Annotated in this window: 12 protein-coding genes; 6 read left to right on the plus strand and 6 right to left on the minus strand. The window is 61.4% G+C overall.

Annotation, left to right across the window (positions count from 1 at the left end):
• Position 1: 1 nt before the first annotated feature.
• Complete coding sequence (locus BBI10_RS07320; protein ID WP_065987719.1) at positions 2-4,927, minus strand: alpha-2-macroglobulin family protein; 4,926 nt, start codon at positions 4,925-4,927, stop codon at positions 2-4.
• A 139-nt stretch (positions 4,928-5,066) separates the two neighbouring features.
• Between BBI10_RS07320 and BBI10_RS07325 the strand changes: the two genes are divergently transcribed.
• Positions 5,067-6,407: an MATE family efflux transporter gene (locus BBI10_RS07325; RefSeq protein ID WP_065987720.1), complete on the plus strand. Its 1,341-nt coding sequence runs from the start codon at positions 5,067-5,069 to the stop codon at positions 6,405-6,407.
• Here BBI10_RS07325 and BBI10_RS07330 read toward each other — a convergent pair.
• The 5 genes from BBI10_RS07330 to BBI10_RS07350 form a co-directional block, all read right to left on the minus strand.
• Positions 6,397-7,290: an alpha/beta hydrolase gene (locus BBI10_RS07330; protein WP_065987721.1), complete on the minus strand. Its 894-nt coding sequence runs from the start codon at positions 7,288-7,290 to the stop codon at positions 6,397-6,399. The genes BBI10_RS07325 and BBI10_RS07330 overlap by 11 nt on opposite strands.
• 90 nt (positions 7,291-7,380) lie before the next feature.
• The gene (gene speA, locus BBI10_RS07335) at positions 7,381-9,294 is read right to left on the minus strand and encodes an arginine decarboxylase (RefSeq protein ID WP_065987722.1); all 1,914 of its coding nucleotides are present in this window, start codon (positions 9,292-9,294) and stop codon (positions 7,381-7,383) included.
• 183 nt (positions 9,295-9,477) lie between these two features.
• Positions 9,478-9,849 carry a translation initiation factor Sui1 gene (locus BBI10_RS07340; RefSeq protein ID WP_065987874.1) on the minus strand — a complete coding sequence of 124 codons (372 nt, stop codon included), beginning with the start codon at positions 9,847-9,849 and terminating at the stop codon, positions 9,478-9,480.
• A gap of 163 nt (positions 9,850-10,012) precedes the next feature.
• Entirely contained in the window at positions 10,013-10,558 is a 546-nt protein-coding gene (locus tag BBI10_RS07345; protein WP_065987723.1) for an NUDIX hydrolase, read from the minus strand.
• A gap of 3 nt (positions 10,559-10,561) precedes the next feature.
• Positions 10,562-11,653 carry a DUF2333 family protein gene (locus BBI10_RS07350; RefSeq protein ID WP_065987724.1) on the minus strand — a complete coding sequence of 364 codons (1,092 nt, stop codon included), beginning with the start codon at positions 11,651-11,653 and terminating at the stop codon, positions 10,562-10,564.
• 397 nt (positions 11,654-12,050) lie between these two features.
• Here BBI10_RS07350 and BBI10_RS07355 point away from each other — a divergent pair, with 397 nt between their 5' ends.
• The 5 genes from BBI10_RS07355 to accC all read left to right on the plus strand — a co-directional run bounded on the left by BBI10_RS07355 (position 12,051) and on the right by accC (position 18,124).
• Positions 12,051-13,715 (plus strand): response regulator, encoded by a 1,665-nt coding sequence (locus BBI10_RS07355; protein WP_083233051.1) that lies wholly within the window; start codon positions 12,051-12,053, stop codon positions 13,713-13,715.
• 116 nt (positions 13,716-13,831) lie between these two features.
• Entirely contained in the window at positions 13,832-15,616 is a 1,785-nt protein-coding gene (locus BBI10_RS07360) for a protein-disulfide reductase DsbD (protein WP_065987725.1), read from the plus strand.
• 152 nt (positions 15,617-15,768) lie between these two features.
• Positions 15,769-16,221 carry a type II 3-dehydroquinate dehydratase gene (gene aroQ, locus BBI10_RS07365; RefSeq protein ID WP_065987726.1) on the plus strand — a complete coding sequence of 151 codons (453 nt, stop codon included), beginning with the start codon at positions 15,769-15,771 and terminating at the stop codon, positions 16,219-16,221.
• Between the two features lie 80 nt (positions 16,222-16,301).
• Entirely contained in the window at positions 16,302-16,757 is a 456-nt protein-coding gene (accB, locus tag BBI10_RS07370) for an acetyl-CoA carboxylase biotin carboxyl carrier protein (RefSeq protein WP_065987727.1), read from the plus strand.
• Positions 16,758-16,774: 17 nt separating this feature from the next.
• Entirely contained in the window at positions 16,775-18,124 is a 1,350-nt protein-coding gene (accC, locus tag BBI10_RS07375; protein ID WP_065987728.1) for an acetyl-CoA carboxylase biotin carboxylase subunit, read from the plus strand.
• The last annotated feature ends 256 nt before the right edge of the window (positions 18,125-18,380 follow it).

Below are 18,380 nucleotides of genomic sequence, written 5' to 3' on the forward strand. Positions count from 1 at the left end.
CCTACTTCTTGCCCTTCACCACCAACTGCGCCGGCGCTTCGCCCAGTGCCTGCCAGTTCGGCCGATACATCGACTCCACTTGCGGCGGCGGCACGCGGTACACGCCCGGCGTCACAGCCCGCGCCAGATACAGCAGGTGCACCGTGTTGAATTCCTTCAGATCCACCGCAGCCACATAACGATCGCCACGGAATTCCTGATGCTTCACGCCAGCGTTTTCCATCGATTCGCGCCACTGCTTCAACGACTCGCTGGCGTCTTCAAGACTGGCTGAACTCTGCGCCAGATTCTGGTTTTCGATCTCAAGACCGGCCGGCAGTAAATCCACCACCAATGCATCCGGCACGCGCTCCCTGGCCTTGATCTTAAGATGCACCAAGACCAGTTCGCCGCTCTTCAAGCCATTGAGGTTCAGCGCCGCGCCGTCCATGCCCAGGTAATCACGGCTGATCGACAGGTTCTCGCCCCCGGACGCAGGCGGCTGGGATGGATACCCGGAAATCGTCATCTGCTGATACAGCGTATCGCCGCCGGTGTTCTGCACCGTCAACGGCGCGGCCAGTACTGAGCTGTCGAGCTTGACACCCGGCTGGTCGTTGCTCAGTTCACGATTGTTGCTGCCGCTGTTCAAGGTCGCAGCCCATTTGGCTTCAGGCTTGCCGAGCAGATCGCGTCCGGCGAGGAACAGCGAGTTGCGCTCCTGGGTCGACAGATAGCGGTTCGCCGCGACCTGATCGGACAGCGCAAACAGCCGTTCCTCGACCTTGTCTGTCGCCAGTTTGTTCTCCTCCAGCAGTGACAGAATCAACGCCTGATCACGCAACGGGCTGCCGTAATCGGCGAGCCAGTCGTTGGCCTTGCGACCGGCCGCCAGTCCTGCGAGCAAGGCCTGATCGGCACGGGGTTTGTCGCCCATTTTCTCCAGCGCGATGGACAGCTGCACCAGCGGCAGGCCGGATCGCGCGTCGCTGCGGCGATCAAACAGACTGCGCAGCGCACCCAGCGGGGCCTGCTGACTGCGTGACAACACCAGACCGGCGTAGGCCTGCACGGCGAAGCGGGTGTGGTCGGCGTTTTCGCTGTAATTGACCTCGATCTGATTGCGCTCCTGCAAGTAACGCAATAGCCGCTCATTGGCTTTCTTCAGCGCGTCCGGTGGCACGGCAAAGCCTTGATCGCGAGCGCGCAGCAGGAAGTCGGTCACGTACGCCGTCAGCCAGTATTCCTCCTCGCCGTCCGCCGCCCACAGGCCGAAGCTGCCGTTGTAGCGCTGCATACCGATCAGTCGCTCGATGCCCAGCTCGATCTTGCGCTTGCGGTCGGCATCGGATTCACCTTGGAGGCCCAGACGCTTGAGCGTTGCGGCGTCGGCGTAGAGCGACGGGTACAAGCCGCTGGTGGTCTGCTCCAGGCAACCGTAGGGGTAGGCTTTGAGCGCGCGAATCTGTTCGCCGAGGTTCAGCGGCGGACGGCTCGACACCGACAGCAACGCCTCACGACCAGCGGGCTCGAACGCCTCAAGGGCACCGTCTGGCAGGCTCCATGCTTGATCCTTCAGCACCGCGCGGTATTGCTTGAGCATCGCCGGGTACGCAGGCCGCACGCCGATGGTCCATTCGCGGCTGAACGCCGGCAGGCTCTCGCCCGGCAGGTCCAGGCCATTGACCGTGACACGAATCACGCCCTGACCGAAGCCGCCCAGCGCCTTGACCGGAATCTGCACCGTGGTGCGTTGCCCCTGATCCAGGCTGACGGCTTTCGCGCCGTCGCCGTCTGCGAGGCTCAACTGCCCTTCAGCAACCACTTGCACATTGAGCTTCTGCGCTTTGCCGGACAGGTTCGACAGGTCCAGCGCCACCTTGGTCTGGTCGCCACCCGCCAGGAATCGCGGTGCCGACAACTCGGCAATCAGCGGCGCCGCTACCACGGTTTTGGCCTCGGCCATGCCGTAGCGCTCATCGGTCCAGGCCTGGGCCATGATCCGCAGCTCACCGTTGAAATCCGGGATGTCGACGCTGACTTCCGCGTCTCCCTGCTCGTTCAGGGTCACCGGCGCGCTTTGCAGGGCGACGATGGTGACACTGGTTTCCGGCCGCTTGCCGCCTTTGGCCAGCGCCGCGTCACCGCCGAAGGCCAGGCTGGCGAGACGATTACGCCCGGCCTCGATCAACTGCCCATAGATGTCCAGCTGATCGGCGCCGTACTCCTTGCGCCCGAACATTGCCGCGAACGGATCCGGCGTGGCGTATTCAGTGATGTTGAGAATGCCCACGTCCACCGCCGCTACCAGCACATGCACACTTTTCGGAATCGTGCCGTCGGCGTTCTTCGCGTTGACCTTCAGTTTGAGCGGCTGCTTGGGCCGCATCTTCTCGGGTGCCGTGACGCTCAGCGCCAACTTGCGTTGCGAGCGATCCAGCGGCAGGTGCAGGACGCCCACGGCGCGTTTCGGCGTGACGTTGGCTTTGCGCTCACCCGGACGAATCACCAGCGCGCTGACGTAGAGGTCATGTCGCGCCCACTTCTTGTCCATCGGGATGTCGTAGGTTTTGCCCTCGGCGGGAACATCGATCTCTTGCCACCACAGCGGCCCTTCGCTCGATTCCACCAACAGATAGCCCTTGCCCGCAGACGGCGGCGTGACCGTCACTTTCGCAGTGTCGCCGTCGGCGTAGCCCGGTTTGTCCAGCGCCAGCTTGACCTGATCGGGACGCACGGCGCCGCCTTCGGCGTTGTCCTGCCAGCGGTAACCGGCCCAGAAACGCACGCTGCTGATCAGGCCGGTGGCCGGATCCTCGACTTCGACGCGGTACGGGCCCCACTCAACCGGGAAGCTGATTTTCGCCGTCGAATCCTTCTTCACGCTGAGGGTTTCTTCGGACAGGTTGAGAAACTTCTCGTTGAAGTGATAGCTCCAGCCATCGCTCTCGGAGTAGTTCCAGTAGTAATCGCGGCGCTCGCGCACCAGCCGCACCTTGAGGTTGTCAGCAGCCAGTTTGTGGCCCTGGGCGTCGGCCATCAGCACTTCGAACTCGACCGGGCCGTCGCCATCAGTGGCTTCGCCGTCGAACAAACCGCGCAGGCCCGGCATTGCGTCAGCGGGCCAGACCGGCTGGGTCAGTCGCCGCGTGATCGGGCGCCCACCCGACTCCTGCAAACTGGCCTGTAGCACCAGCTCCAGCGGTGACCGGGCCTTGGCCCACTGACTGTCGATACTCAGGTCGAGCTTGCCGTTGGCATCCAGTGTGCTGTCTTCGATTTCAAGGTCCTGCTTGAGATCCTCCTCGGTCACCGAGCCAAACTGATAACCCGGCAGAGCGGGAACCGCTTCACGCAGAGGACGCACATACAACTGACCGTTCAGGCGATTGCCCGACGCTGGCGCGCCGTACAGGTATCGACCGGTGATGGCTACGTCGAACGGCGCATCGGGCGCCAGCGGGATGTCGCTGCCCTTGAGTTCCAGCGCCATGCGCTCTGGCAGGAAATCTTCGACCTGGAATTCATACAGCTGCGGCTTGCCGTCACCCAGATCAAACACCAGTTGCCAGCGACCTGTGGGTGCTTCGTCCGACAGCTGCAATTGATATTGATAGAGCCCGGTGGCGTCAGCGTCCCACACGAACTTGCGACTGACCTGCTCATCCGGACGGCGCACTTCCACGGTGATCGGCTGCGGTTTCACACTCTTGCCGTCGCTGTCACGCAGCAAGCCATTGAGTAGCACCACTTCTCCCGGACGATAGAGGTCGCGCGGGCCGAAGATAAAGAATTGCAGCGGGTGGGCCTTGGGGCCGGTGATGTCGAATTCCGCCAGATCCAGCGCGGCGCTGTTCAGGCGCAGCATGCTGGTCTGCTCGCCCTGATGGGCCAGCAGCACTTGGGCTTTGGCCGGCAAAGGCAGTTCCGCGTGGCCAGCGTTGTCGGTTTTGCCCTGGCCGATCACACGGCCCTTCTCGTCATACAGCTCGACGTCAACGCCGCTCTGGGCTTTGCCGCCTTCCAGCGCCTGGGTGAACACGTCCAGGCGGTTGGCGTAACGGTGCGCCGACAGACCAATGTCGCTGAGAGTGAACAGCGTGGCTGGCTGCGTGTAGTTGTAGGTCCCGGAGGCACGCATCACGGCAAGATAAACGCCCGGCTGTTGCAGCGGTTTGAGGCCCGAGATCGGCAGCAGCACGGTCTCGCGGGTGTTGCGCGCAGGGTTCAGGTCGAAACGGCCGCTGTAGACCAGATCGGCCAGGGGCAGCAGTTCTGTGGATTGATAACTCTCAAGACTGGACGAGCCTTCCCACGAGCCAAGAAACGCAGGCAGTGACTCAGGCTTGATGCGGAAGAACTCGACGTCGACTTTATCGACGTTCAAGGCGATCACCGGCAGGCCTTCAGCGAGCCGGGTGGGCAGCAGACTACCGCGACTGGCGAAGCCCACGGTCGCTTGCAGATCAGCCGTTTCCAAGCGCGCGGAATACTCGGCCGCCAGGGTGTTGTTGTTCACCGCCACCAGGCCCGGATCGATGGTCAGCACCAGTTTGCGCTGGGGCTCGAGGTGACGAAGGCGCAGCTCCATGAGGTTGTCCGACAGCTCCCAGGCGCCATCGACCTTGCCGTCCTTGCTGTCGACCAGGTGCACTTTTTCAGCGAATTTCTGATCGGGGTTCAAGGGCACCGAGAAGCTCAACGACAGCGTGCTGGCGCCATCAAGCTGAACTTCGGAGACGTCCACCACCGTCAACTCGCGCCCGGCGTAACGCTTGCTCAGCGCGGGAATGTCCACCGCAGGCTTGGGCTTGGCATCGGTGGGGCCGGGTTGCGCAGCTGCTGCAGCCGGCGAAGCGGGGACAGGGGCGGGTTTGTCGGATGAAGAGGAATCGCAGGCACTGAGCAGTACCAGCGCGCAGGCCAGGAACAATCCTTTGTTTAGCATGAGGCACTCATTTGGACGGCAGCGATGAGGGAGCAGAAGTTATAGCACCGCTTTGGCAATCGTAAAGCGCGGCGCGCAGATAGACCGTGGGTTTGTGCTTTTGTTCTCGCTACACTCGCGCGCTAGCCCGGGAGCCTTCATGTCTAACTTCTTCAACGACTGGCGTCAGCGCGCCACGCATCAGCAGGTGTGGGCGCTGGCCGCGCCGATGATCCTGTCGAATATCTCCGTGCCGCTGGTTTCGCTGGTGGACAGCACGGTGATCGGCCATCTGCCCCACGCCCACCAGCTCGGCGCGGTGGCGGTCGGCGGCACGCTGTACAGCTTTCTCGCCTGGGCCATGGGGTTTCTGCGCATGGGCACGACCGGCTTCGCCGCCCAGGCCGCCGGGCGCAACGACGGCGCGGCGCTGCGCCAGGTGCTGTTGCAGGGTTTGCTGCTGGCGATTGGGTTTTCTGTGCTGCTGGGGCTGATCGGCCTGCCCTTCCAGCACCTGGCGCTGGAGATGATGCAGCCCTCGGACGATCTCAACGAGCTGACCCGCGACTTCTTCCATACCCGCTTGTTCGGCTTACCGGCCGCGCTGGCCAGTTATGCGCTGGTGGGCTGGTTCCTCGGGCTGCAAAACGCTCGAGCGCCGCTGGCGATTCTGCTGACCACCAACCTGGTCAACATCGCGCTGAATCTGTGGTTCGTCATGGGCCTGGACTGGGGCGTGGTCGGCAGCGCACGTGCGTCGGTTATCGCCGAATGGACTGGCGCCCTCCTCGGTCTCGCCCTCACCCACAGAGGTCTGCGCGCGTATCCCGGACAGCTGGCGGTGTCCGCGCTCAAGCGCTGGCAGAGCTGGCGACCGCTGCTCACGGTCAATCGCGATATCTTCATTCGCAGCCTGATCCTGCAATCGGTGTTTTTCCTGATCACCGTGCAGGGCGCTCGACTGGGCGACGCCACCGTGGCAGCCAACGCGCTGCTGCTCAATGGGCTGTTGCTGATGGCCCACGCGCTGGACGGACTGGCCCACGCCGTTGAAGCCCTCTGCGGACACGCCATCGGCGCGCGGGATCGCGAGGCGCTGCGGCGCTCGTTGAACGTCTCCGGGGGTTGGTCGCTGATCTGCAGCGTCGCTTTTGTGGGGCTGTTTCTGCTGGGCGGGCACCTGTTCGTCGAGATGCAGACCGACATCACCGCAGTGCGTGACATCGCCTTCGTTTATCTGCCCTATCTCGCCGTGCTGCCCTTTGTCGCGGTCTGGAGCTATTTGCTCGACGGCCTGTTCATCGGCGCCACCCGCGCTCGCGAGATGCGCAACGCGATGGTCGTCACGGCGTTGATCACCGCGCCGTTTGCCTGGCTGGCAAGCGGGTTTGGTAACCATGGGCTGTGGCTGGCGTTTTTGCTGTTCATGGCATTGAGGGCGCTGACGCTGGGGTATCTGGCGTTGAAGCTCAACCGCAGCGGCGCCTGGTTCAACGGCTGACCGAGACGCTGGAGACCTGCGCCTGATCCTGGGCGTGGATAAACGCTGCAACCTCCTCCAGCACCGGCGCCAGGCTGCGTAACGGGCGGGCAAGTGCACCCACCAGCGTGCGATGACTGGTGCGAGAGAAGTACAACTCGCGCACTGACACGCCCTGAGCGCGCAACCGACTGGCCATGCCCCCCGTGTTGCGTTGCGGGTTTACTTCCGTGTCGTCCACGGAAGCGATCAGCAACGCCGGCGGTGACGCTGCGCTGACATGGTTGATCGGCTGGGAGTCCGGTGGCGAATTCGGGAAGTAAAAAACCGGCTTCACCTCCGCGTCTTCGATGGGCAGAAAATCGTAGGGCCCGGCCAGACCGATCCAGCCCTTGATGATGGAAGGCGTGGTGCCCGCCGCCGCCAGCCATTGCGGATCCAGGGCCAGCATCGCCGCGTTGTAAGCCCCGGCACTGTGGCCCATCACATACAACTTTGCCGGATCCCCGCCGAACTGACGAATGTGATCGCGGGTCCAGACCACTGCCTGGGCGCTGTCCTGCAGCAGCTCCTGGTAATGCACTTGCGGGTACAACCGATAATCGGCAAGTACCGCAACGATGCCCCGGGACGCCAGCGCCTCACCGACGAAGGCGTAATCACCCCGCGATCCGCTGGTCCAGCTGCCGCCATAGAAGAACACGACGACCGGCGCGTCCGGCGCTGCATCTTTGGGCGTGTAGACGTCGAGTTTATTGCGCGGGTCCGGGCCGTACGCCAGATCGGACGTTCTGCTGAACGTGCTGCTCGGGGTAAACGCGTTGAGCACCTTCAACGGCGAGCAGGCCATCAGCAAGGTCATCAGCCAGGCGGCGAGCACTGCTTTGAGCGCCAATTTGATCATCGTTCATGCTCCCGAAACAGTGAAGGACACCTGACTGTGCAGACAACGAAAACGGGCCACAAGGGCCCGTTTTTGGGACTACCTAACTCATTACGACGACAGGTAGGACGACCGCGTCAGGCCCAGTCGCAAGGCATCCAGAAACTGGGTACGCTCGCGCGGGGTGATCTTGGCGCTGGCCACTTTGTCCCGGTAATGGGTCATCAGTTCTTCCGGCGACAAGTGCACGTAACGCAGCATGTCTTCGATGGTGTCGTGGGTTTCGATCCCGGCTGAATAGGCACTGCCATCCTGGTTTTGATAGATGTTCACCGAATCGGTGTCACCGAACAGGTTGTGCATGTCGCCCAGAATTTCCTGATACGCACCGACCAGGAACACGCCCAGCAAGTAATCCTCACCCTCGTTCAACGAGTGAACCGGCAGGCTGGTCTCGATGCTCTGCTCGTCGACGTACTGATTGATCTTGCCGTCGGAGTCGCAGGTCAGGTCTTGCAGTACGGCGCGACGCAGCGGCTCTTCGTCCAGGCGATGCAGCGGAATGATCGGCAGCACCTGATCGATCGCCCAGGTATCCGGCAGGCTCTGGAACACCGAGAAGTTGCAGATGTACTTGTCGGCCAGCTTGTCGTTGAGTTCGTCGAGCACCTGACGATGGGAACGCTGACGGGCTTTCAGCGAGTTGTGCAAACGGCGGCACACTGCGAAATAGCACTGCTCGCCCAAGGCCTTCTGCGCCAGGGTGATCTTGCCGTCGGAGTACTGGGACGCGATGTCGCTCATGTAGTGCGTGGCGCGCCAGTAGGTCTCGGTGACCATTTCGATGTCGGTCGGGCCGAGCAAATCGATCAGCCACTGCAGGGTTTCCGGCAGGCTTTCCTTGTCGGTGATCTCCGGCACTTCGTCGTTGTGACGCTCGACGTCGGTCACCTGAATCACCAGCATGGCGTGGTGCGCAGTCAGCGAACGGCCGCTCTCCGAGAAGATGTGCGGATGCGGCAGGCCCTGCGCGTCGCAGAACTCCTTGAGCATCCCGACCACGACACCGGCGTAATCGTCCATGTCGTAGTTGATCGAACTGGCGTTGCGCGAATGCGTGCCGTCGTAGTCCACACCCAGACCGCCGCCGACATCAATGTGATCCACCGGCAGGCCGAGGTTGCGGAGCTCGCCGTAATAACGAATCGCTTCCTTGAAACCGTGCTGATAGTCGGCCAGGTTGGCGATCTGCGAGCCCATATGGAAGTGCAGCAAACGAATGCCCTGATCGAGCCCTGCCTTGGTGAAGCGCTCGACGACCGACAGCAACTGCGCGGCGGACAGCCCGAACTTGGACTTCTCGCCACCGGTGTCGGCCCATTTGCTGGAGGCCAGGGACGACAGGCGCACGCGCAGCCCCACTTGCGGCGCGACCTTCAGCTCGGCGGCTTCTTCGATGACCAGTTCGACTTCGGACTCTTTCTCGATGACGATGAAGACATTGTGGCCCAGCTTCTGCCCCATCAAAGCCAGACGAATGAACTCGCGGTCCTTGTAGCCGTTGCAGACGATGGTGCCGCCCTTCGGCGCCAAAGCCAGCACGGCCATCAGCTCAGGCTTGGAGCCGGCTTCGAGGCCTATGGAAACGTTTTGCGTGGCGATGATGTTTTCCACCACCGCTTCCTGCTGGTTGACCTTGATCGGGTACAGCGCGGTGTATTTGCTCTGGTATTCCAGGCGGGCGATGTTCTCGTCGAACGCACCGGTCAACTGACGCACGCGGTCCTGCAGGATGTCAGGGAAACGCACCAGCAGTGGCAGGGACAAGCCGCTTTTGCGCAGCTGATCGACCTGCTCGTAAAGATCGATGGGCGAGCTGGTCGGCCCGTTGGGGCGAACTTCAACGCGGCCGGCTTCATTGATTGCGAAATAACCGGCCCCCCAATGACGGATCCCGTAGACACTGCGGCTGTCTGCCACGGTCCATTGGCTGCCATCGTCTTTGCGTGTGCGTCGTACGGACATCAAAGTCCCCTATAGAAAAGTCATAAAGCCCCGGCCTGACCGGCTGGGCGCAGTGTAGAGCGTGGAAATGACGGTTTGGCGCCTGCTCGCCTGTGGGGCAATAGACCCGCATTGCGCAGCAGAGTTTGCATGGATGACTGCGGCCAGACCGACGACAAAATCAACGGGCTCGAAACAGACGGCTCAACCGCCCGACTTCTTCGCCTTGAAACCCTGTTTGACCAGCTCGGCCAACAGCGTGTCGACGTGGTCACCCTGGATCTCGATCACGCCATCCTTCAGCGCGCCGCCGGTTCCACACCGTTGCTTGAGGGTCTTTGCCAAGTCCTTGAGCGCGTCTTCGGCCAGCGGAACGCCGGTGACGGTCGTGACGGTCTTGCCGCCACGGCCTTTACTTTCACGGCGCACACGGGCGATGCCATCACCTTCCGGAATGAGCGTGCTTTTGCAGGTGCAGGCGTCGACAGGCTGACGGCAGTCGGGACAATGCCGACCGGCATCGGTTGAAAATACCAGGCCACCGAGGGCGGCGAAGGATGCGGCTTTTTTGGCCACCGGCAATCCTCTTCTTGAGGAGCGAAGTCTGGCCGACGGGAGCCGACCGCGAAGCCCCACTCAGGCAGGGGCAGCGCTACCGGATCGCAAGGGCGGTCCGGCGTGAAAAGTCGCGCAGTGTAACGGCAAAAGGCGCCGATGCTAAGTGCAAATATGCGCCAATTTACGGGACATTTGCGACGCCTTCCAAATAGCGCTTCAGCGCGGCCAACGAGTCCGGGCAGTAGGGCTTTTCAGTGGTTTCGCGCAGTACTTGATCAATGCTGAGAAAGCGCGCTTCCAGCACTTCTTCCGGCTGCAGCTTCAATGGCCCGTCCCAGATCGCCGAGAACACGGCGCACCACAGGCGGTTATCCGGCTGATCGAAGAAGAACCGCTCGTGAGCCGCAAGCGCCACGCCGGAAACGCCCAACTCTTCCTCCAGTTCGCGCGCCGCCGAGAGCTCGTAGCTTTCATCGGCCTGCACCATACCGCCCGCCGCCACATCCCAGTAGCCGGGATAAATGGCCTTGCTCAGCGTGCGTCGGTGCACACACAGCTCGCCAGCCGAATTGAACAGAAGGATATAGGTGCCGCGCCCGATGAGCCCGCGCTCACGCAGATCTGCCCTGGGTAAAGAACCGAGGGGTTGGTCATGACGATCAACCCAGGCAATCAACTCGGCATCAGAGGCCGCACGGTGGGCGGCCTCTTGATCGGAAACACTCATCGATCAGCCTTGGGACAGCAGCTGACGCAGGTCAATCACCGCCGCGTTGGCACGCGACAGGTAGTTGGCCATGACCAGCGAGTGGTTGGCGAAAATGCCGAACGGGCTGCCGTTGAGGATCATCGGGCTCCAGATCGGCTCTTGCGAAGCTTCCAGCTCACGAATGATCTGACGCACGCTGACGGTCGCGTTCTTCTTCGCCAGAACATCGGCGAAATCGACCTCGATCGCGCGCAGCAGGTGCGACAGCGCCCAGGCCTGACCACGTGCTTCGTAGAAGACGTTATCGATCTGCATCCATGGGGTTTCAACGATTTCTTCGTCAACCTGCGGCACTTCGCCCGGCTTGACCGTGACGGTAGATTGCGCCTCGGTTTTCAGGGTGCTGTTCAGTTTGACCCGACCCACGCTGGCGGAAAGGCGCTGGGACAGAGAACCCAGTCGCGTGCCGACGTCGCCCAGCCAGTTATTCAAATTGTCGGCGCGAGTGTAGAACAGAGCGCCCTTTTGATTCGGGTCAGACAGGCGCGCCTGATAGCGGCTCAGCGCAGCGATACCGTCACGGTATTGAGACTCGCTCGAAGGCAGCACCCAGCTTTTGTTGTCGAAGTTGAACAACGGCTCGGCACGTGCCAGGTCGCCATCTTCGGCGGACTGTGACTGCGAGCGGGCGAAGTCTTTACGCAGGGCACGGCTCAGGTCGCGCACTTGCACCAGTACGCCATATTCCCAGCTCGGCATGTTGTCCATCCACAGGCCGGGCGGCGAGCGATCGTTGGAAATGTAACCGCCCGGCTTGTCCAGCAGAGTGGAGGCGACGGTTTTGAGGGTTTCGACGGTGGTGTAGCCCAACACCATCTGCTTGCCTTCGCTTTGCGCGGCGGCCTGGGCTTGCTGCTGGACCGGAAACAGGGGCGGTTCGCTGCTCCACCAGATGCCAAGCACCACAGTGACCACCAGGTAGATACCCACCACGGCCCCGACGGCGCGACTGAACAACAGGCCGCCCCAATAACCGCGAGGCGCCTTGCCCATCGGTTTCTCGTCAACGCGTTCAGTTCCCGCGCTGCCCGAGCGCTTCTTCCAATCCAGCATGGCCTTGTCCTTTCAATCACGGAATTCAGTGCTTCTGACCGCAACCTTACAGCAAGGTGCGTTTGGCAGGAATGTGATGGCAGGTGCAATTGTTGAGCAACTGAGTCGAGCGCCTTCCCGGCCGGCTTTAGCCGGGAGGAGGCGGATGCTGAGGCCATCAGGGTGAAGCTTTATGGCACCTCATCCATTCTCTTACCGTCCGCAACCACGGGTGATCTGCATGTCCCGAATCTAACCAACTGGTCCGTACACTCAAACGGGTTAAAAGCTGGAAATTTGACGGATAAAATCGTCAAAAATCACGAGAAAATGACTTGCGGCATCCTTAGCCGCAGAAAGTAGTGCTAGCATAGCGCCACCACTTAAATCGGGGTTTCCCCTATAAAGAAGTCAGGACATGACCGAAGCAGAAGATCCGAGCCGCGACCGGCTCAGACACCACTTTGCCCAGCGCGTTATCCATCAGGCCCGTCAGATCCTTGAGGTGTGGCAGCGACTGCAGCAAAGTGAATGGTCGGCAACGGACATGGCTGAACTCACCGAGGCCAACGAGCGGCTGCTGCGGTTTGCCGAACGCTTCGAGCAGGCCGAACACGTGCAACTCGCCACCGCGATTAACCTGGCATTGCTCGACGTCGAGGCCAATCGCGGTCGATTGAGCAGCGCCCTGATTACTGACCTCAACCGTCTGATGCAACGCTTGTCCCACACCGGCCTCAGGCACGGCGACCGTCTTGAGCAAACCGCTCTGCCGCCCCTGCGCAAACCGATTTACATTGTGCTGGAGGACCATGAACGCGGCGAGCGTCTGGCCAAGCAACTGGAGTTCTTCGGTCTGAGCGCGCAGTCCCTCGCAAGCGTCGACACCTTCCACATGACGATGGCCGAACGCTTGCCTGCCGCTGTCGTCATGGACGTCGACTTCGGTGGCGCAGGCCAGGGCCTGAAGCTCGCCACCCAGATGCAGGAAGGACTCGAGCAAAAACTCCCGCTGCTGTTTTTCAGCCATCACGAGACGGACACGCCCACGCGCCTCGCCGCCGTGCGCGCCGGTGGAGAGGAATTCCTGACCGGCACGCTCGAAGCGTCAAGCTTGCTGGAGAAGATCGAAATCCTGACACGAGTTGCACAGTACGAACCCTACAAGGTGCTGATCATCGACGATTCGCGCGCACAGGCGAAGCACACCGAACGCTTGCTGAACGGGGCCGGAATCGTCACCCGTACCCTGCTCGACCCCATCAAGACCATGGCTGAGCTGGCCGAATTTCAGCCTGACCTGATCATCCTCGACATGTACATGCCCGGCTGCACCGGCACCGAGCTGGCCAAAGTGATCCGCCACAATGATCGCTACGTCAGCGTCCCGATCATCTACCTCTCGGCTGAAGACGATCTGGATAAACAGCTGGACGCGATGAGCGAAGGCGGCGATGACTTTCTCACCAAACCCATCAAGCCTCGCCACCTGATCACCACCGTGCGCAATCGCGCGGCACGGGCGCGCAACCTCAAGGCGCGCATGATCCGCGACAGCTTGACCGGCCTGTATAACCACACGCACATCCTGCAATTGCTCGAAGATTGCAGCTTCCGCTCGCGGCGAGAGAACAAGCCGCTGAGCTTCGCGATGCTGGACATCGACCATTTCAAGAAGGTCAACGACAGCCACGGCCACCCCATGGGCGACCGCGTGATCAAAAGCCTGGCGCTGTTCCTCAAGCAAAGACTGCGCAAGACCGACTACATCGGTCGCTACGGCGGTGAGGAATTCGCCGTGGTCATGCCGGACACTGATCTCGCAGCGGCCCATGGCGTGCTCGACGAAATTCGCCAGCGCTTCGCCGAAATCCATTACCCCGCAGAGCCTGTGGACCTGTTCTGCACATTCAGCGCCGGGGTGGTAGAGATCACCGAGGACGACGACGCGCTGATGATGGCCTCGCAAGCAGACGAAGCGCTGTACCGCGCAAAAAAGGCAGGCCGCAACCAAGTGCACGGGCTAGAAGTACATGCAGCAGTGTCGCGCCACAGCAAACACACCCAGCCGGACATCGTTTGACAGGTTGCGTCCTGCATCATTTTCAGACCGAAGTTCAGACCGAAGAACTCTAGCCCTCCCTGCACGCCCGCAGCCACTCCGCTATCATGCGCGGACTTCTGTGATGCGAGACCGCCATGCGCCGCCTGCTTTGTCTGTTACTGCTGATCTGTGCCCTGCCCGCCGTCGGCGCGAGCTTTCTGGAGAACAGATCGAGCACCACACTGGGCGGCGCAGCTGTCGACAACAGCAAGGATTTTCTGCCGGTGCGTCAGGCGTTTCAGTTGAACCTGAGCGACACCAGCCCAGAGTCCGTCAAGCTGCAGTTCGTCGCCACTGAAGGCTATTACCTGTATCGCCATCGCTTTCAGTTCCGCACCGAGCCCGCCGACATCGGCCTCGGCGCCGCGCAACTGCCAGACGGCGAAAAGAAGCACGATGAGTACTTTGGCGACGTTGAGGTCTATCACGGCATCCTCGACGTCACCCTGCCGCGCAAAACCGGAGACATGCGGCCCTTTACCCTTGTCGTCACCTATCAGGGCTGCGCGGACAAGGGCCTTTGCTACCCGCCGGAAACCGAGCGACTGAGCATCGACGGCGCGAGCCCTGCAAAGTCCGATACCCCCCTTGCCGGGAATGTCACCCACGCCGAGTTCAGCTGGAAACAACTGGCGCTGTTTTTCCTCGCCGGCGTCGGCCTGACGTTCACGCCGTGCGTATTGCCGATGCTGCCGATCCTCTCCGGCGTGGTCCTGCGCGGACAGATCGGCGGGTTGCGCGGGTTCTCTTTGGCCTTGGCCTACGTGCTGCCGATGGCGCTCTGCTTCGCGATCCTTGGGGCAGTGATGGGCATGTTCGGCGCCAGCCTCAATCTGCAGGCGCGATTGCAATCGGCGTGGGTGCTCGTGCCGTTCGCCGGTTTTTTCGCGCTGTTCGCCGTGGCCATGTTCGGTGCGTTCGAGCTGCGCCTGCCCCGCGCGCTCAATGACCGACTGGACCGCATCGCCGGCAATACCCAGGGCGGGTCTTTGTGGGGCGCGGCGGTTCTGGGCGTGGTTTCAAGCCTGCTGGTCTCGCCCTGTGTCTCGGCACCACTGGCCGGCGCGCTGCTTTATATAAGCGCCAGCGGCGATGCCCTGGGCGGGGCCTTGAAGCTGTTGGCTCTGGGCCTGGGCATGGGCGCGCCGCTGGTGCTGGTGGCGACGGGCGGTGCGGCGTGGCTGCCTAAAAGCGGGCCGTGGCTGGTGGCGGTCAAAAATGCCATCGGCGTGCTGTTGCTGACCCTGGCCATCGGCTTGCTGAGCCGGGTGATTCCGGGGCAACTCACGCTACTGTTAATCGGCCTGCTGTGGGCCGGCGTTGCGTTGTTCCTCGGTGCATTGGAGTTCGGCGAAAAGACCACGCGGGGCCGCCTCGCTCAATTGCTTGGCTTGTTCTTGCTGGTTTACGCCCTTGCCTGCTGGTACGGCGCTTTCAGCGGGCAGACCGATCCGCTGCGTCCGCTGGGTCAATCCCGGCTCGATTCGGGCCCTGCCCAACCGGCCTCGGAAAGCCGCTGGCAGACCGTGACCCAGGCCAGCGATCTGAACCGGATCCTTGAAGCGTCCAAAAGCGCCGGCCAACCCGTGCTGGTCGACTGGTACGCCGACTGGTGCATCAGCTGCAAGGTTATCGAGCATGAGGTTCTGCCAGATCCAAAAGTCGTCAGCCAACTGGGGGCCTTCAAGCTGATCCGCTTCGACATGACGGACAGTAATGCCGAGCAACGCGCATTGCTCGATCGCTACAAACTGTTTGGCCCTCCCGCGCTGCTGTTTTTCGGAAAAAACGGCAACGAGCTGGAAAACGCACGCGTCGTCGGCGAAATCGACGTCGAAGCGTTCTCAGAGCGGCTTTCTAGAGCAAATGACCAAATCTAGCGCCATGGTCACAAACTTCGCGCGAACATCGGGCATCGTGCTGAATATTGTGGGTAACTGGACAGTCCATCGTACTTTCCGGCATAGTCGCTGCCCATCAGCGGCTCACTCTGTACGTGAGCGTCGAAAACGCGAACAACAAGGAACACTCGATGGCGACCTTTCTGGTTCTTCACGGACCTAACCTGAACCTGCTGGGGACCCGTGAACCGGGGATCTATGGCTCGATCACGTTGGCCGATATCAACCAGGATCTGGAACAGCGTGCGCGCGAAGCCGGTCACCACCTGATGTACCTGCAGAGCAACGCTGAATACGAGTTGATCGATCGCATCCACGCTGCACGCGATGAAGGCGTGGACTTCATTCTGATCAATCCGGCTGCTTTTACGCACACAAGCGTCGCGATACGTGACGCGCTGCTGGGAGTGAGCATCCCATTCATCGAAGTGCACCTGTCAAACGTGCACAAGCGCGAACCTTTCCGCCATCACTCCTACTTTTCAGATGTTGCTGTAGGCGTGATCTGCGGCCTTGGCGCCAGCGGTTACCGACTGGCCCTGGAGGCCGCCCTGGAACAATTGGCCAAGCGTTCGGAGGCGTGAACGGCACAGTCCCGTACTGAGCCAGACCGCCGGAACCGGCTACCAAATCCCCCTGACCGTCCCTTGGGAGTTGATGATTAATGGATATCCGTAAAGTCAAGAAACTGATCGAACTGCTGGAAGAGTCCGGCATCGACGAACTGGAGATCCGTGAAGGCGAAGAATCCGTACGGATCAGCCGTCACAGCAAGACTCCAGCACAGCAGTACTACGCGCCTGCCCCGGTTGCCGCTCCGGCACCTGCCCCGGCTGCAGCCCCAGTGGCCGCAGCCGCCGAAGCACCCTCTGCTCCGAAGCTCAACGGCACTGTCGTCAAATCGCCAATGGTCGGCACCTTCTACCGCACTCCGGCGCCTGGCTCGCCAGCGTTCGTTGAAGTCGGCAAGACCGTCAAGAAAGGCGACACCATCTGCATCGTTGAAGCGATGAAAATGATGAACCACATCGAAGCTGAAGTCAGCGGCACGATCGAATCCATCCTGGTAGAAAACGGTCAGCCGGTTGAGTATGACCAGCCGCTGTTCACCATCGTTTGAACCGGGGAGAGCCTGCGATGTTGGAAAAAGTCCTGATCGCCAACCGCGGCGAAATCGCCTTGCGCATCTTGCGTGCCTGTAAAGAACTGGGCATCAAGACCGTCGCGGTCCATTCCACGGCAGACCGTGAGCTGATGCACCTTGGCCTGGCAGACGAAACTGTCTGTATCGGCCCGGCGCCAGCCAACCTGTCGTACCTGAACATTCCGGCCATTATTTCGGCTGCAGAGCTGACCGGCGCCACGGCGATTCACCCGGGCTACGGTTTCCTCGCGGAAAACGCAGACTTTGCCGAACAGGTCGAGAAATCCGGCTTCGCGTTCATCGGCCCTAAAGCCGAAACCATTCGCCTGATGGGCGACAAGGTTTCCGCCAAAGACGCCATGAAGCTTGCCAACGTGCCAACCGTTCCCGGTTCAGACGGCCCGCTGCCGGAAGACGAAGAGATCGCGCTGCGCATTGGCCGTGAAGTCGGCTACCCAGTGATCATCAAGGCCGCTGGCGGCGGTGGTGGTCGCGGCATGCGCGTGGTGCACAAGGAAGAAGACCTGATCGAAGCCGCCAAGCAGACCCGTGCTGAAGCGGCTGCCTGGTTCAGCAACCCGATGGTCTATCTCGAGAAGTACCTGACCAACCCACGTCACGTGGAAGTCCAGGTCATTTCCGACGGTCAGGGCCAGGCGATCCATCTGGGCGACCGCGACTGTTCGCTGCAGCGTCGTCACCAGAAGGTTCTGGAAGAAGCGCCTGCACCGTTCATCGACGAGCAAGCCCGCAAGGACGTGTTCGCGGCCTGTGTCAAAGCGTGCATCGACATCGGCTACCGTGGTGCTGGCACGTTCGAGTTCCTGTACGAGAACGGCCGTTTCTACTTCATCGAAATGAACACCCGTGTTCAGGTGGAGCACCCGGTTTCGGAAATGGTCACCGGTATCGACATCGTCAAGGAGATGCTCAGCATCGCCGCCGGCAACAAACTGTCGTACACCCAGGATGACGTGGTCATTACCGGGCATTCGCTGGAGTGCCGGATCAACGCAGAGGATCCGAAGACTTTTGTCCCGAGTCCGGGCCTGGTCAAGCATTTCCACGCGCCAGGCGGTAATGGCGTGCGTGTGGATTCGCACCTGTACAGCGGCTACAAGGTTCCGTCCAACTACGACTCGTTGATCGGCAAGCTGATCACCTGGGGCGCGACCCGCGAAGAAGCCATGGCGCGCATGCGTAACGCCCTGGATGAAATCGTGGTTGACGGGATCAAGACCAACATCCCGCTGCACCGTGATCTGACCCGCGATGAAGGCTTCTGCGAAGGCGGCGTCAACATCCACTACCTGGAACACAAACTGGCCGCTGACAAGCATTGATCTGCCAGTAAGTGCTACAGACCAACAAAGCCGCTCTCGAGCGGCTTTGTTGTTTTTGGGATGGGCCTCTGGATTTTGGGGCGTGCCCATCCTATGGGACCGGCTTTAGCCGGGAAGACGCCGGTGGGAGCGCATCAGGCTGGCGGCGTTACGCTTGACGCCTTCCCGGCTAAAGCCGGTCCTACCGATTAACCGCCCCGCCAGAATCACACGCACGCCACAGATCGCGACACCCACTTTGTTGTTTCCCCACGAA

The sequence above is a fragment of the Pseudomonas graminis genome, assembly GCF_001705435.1.
Lineage (GTDB): Bacteria > Pseudomonadota > Gammaproteobacteria > Pseudomonadales > Pseudomonadaceae > Aquipseudomonas > Aquipseudomonas graminis_B.